The 1,311-nt window shown below is 40.0% G+C and carries 1 protein-coding gene; it reads left to right on the top strand.

Going from position 1 to position 1,311, the window contains the following annotated elements; all coding sequences use genetic code 11:
* Positions 1–179: 179 nt before the first annotated feature.
* Positions 180–620, top strand: a complete 441-nt coding sequence (locus DD606_RS25230; protein WP_129259466.1) for a hypothetical protein — start codon at positions 180–182, stop codon at positions 618–620.
* Positions 621–1,311 lie beyond the last annotated feature (691 nt).

Here is a 1,311-nt window from a genome sequence, read left to right as displayed (position 1 = left end):
TCAGAACAAAGATCTTCAATAGAATCAACGATGAGGATAGCTATAGTTCTTAGCAGTACAAAAGGAGCAAGTGTCATATGAAATGCACTGTTGGATAAAGAAGCAAAGTACATTATGGTTGTAGAAAACATCCAAAGCATTCTAGAGATTACTCAGGGAAATCCAGGTAATAGAGAATCATGGGTAAGGGTACAAGTAAAAAAGAAATGGTTGCTACCCTTAGCATCCAAAATCGTGAAGAGCAGGTAAAGTTTCAGGTGAAGCCTTCAAAGGAAATGCTTGCAGATGTCATCCTTGGACATCAGTGGTTAGACCAACACAAGGCCTACAAAGAAGATAAAATGCTAATACTCTCTTTTCCAAGAGGTAGCCAACAACAGTTACAGGTACCGTTAATGCTAGATTTAGAGTTGCAGGAGTCACAAGAATCAAAGAAAAATCTTGCAGACAAAGGTAAAGCTAAAGTGGAACTTCCACCGATTAGCAAAGAAGGTGTGACAGCATATGCCTCTACATCAAAGAACCCTCATGGATCAGCTTCTTCAAGTAAGACACGATTTCAAAACTTCACCCTCCCAAGAAAGAAGGCCCACAAGGTATCAACCTCGACAATATCCTAGGATACCTAAGAAGTAGGTATACAATAGAACCACATTGAAAGATGCTAAAGTCTACCACGACTCACAAGAGCATACAGAACCAGGATGGATCTCAAAGAATCTTCCTCTTAGACAAGGATTCTACACAGGTTATACAAAGATTTGGCTACCAGTCAACCACAAGTCAATCGCAGCTACACCAGACCTACATGAAGATCTCAAGAGCTCAACAAGACCTAGAGCTCAACAAAGTCAACAAAGGAGATACAAAGGTCATTTAGCCAAGGTTTTTGAGTTGTCAAAACTAATAATATGGAGTTCTACCAAAGCTGGGAATTGACTGGCTGATACAATTTGGAAGCTTGTAGCCCCGGCTCATTAGTTACAAAGTTTACCAAGAAAATAGGAGTTACAATATTCCCAATTTATCAAAATAATAATTTTTTTACATAGAGAACTCTGAAAAATAGTGTCCATGTTAGCTTGCTTCTAACATTCCCCCCCTCCTCGACGGTGTCGTCCCTTGACACAGCTTCATGGCCTAAAGTAGTCTTCGGGTTGACAACTGGCGAGACAGTCTTCAGGCACATGTAGTGCCTTCTCATATCTGCGTCTTCTCAGTCAGGAACTTGTAAGAATTGCATTGTGAATCTGTTTTTGAGCTCAATGGTTGAATAGCCAACAAATCTAGATGTAAGGTTACTAATCACTG

The organism is Enterobacter cloacae complex sp. GF14B, assembly GCF_004136805.1.
In the GTDB taxonomy this organism is placed as follows: domain Bacteria; phylum Pseudomonadota; class Gammaproteobacteria; order Enterobacterales; family Enterobacteriaceae; genus Enterobacter; species Enterobacter hormaechei_C.
The sequence above is the reverse complement of the archived record's forward strand: the minus strand, read 5'-3'. Positions and strand labels throughout refer to the sequence as shown.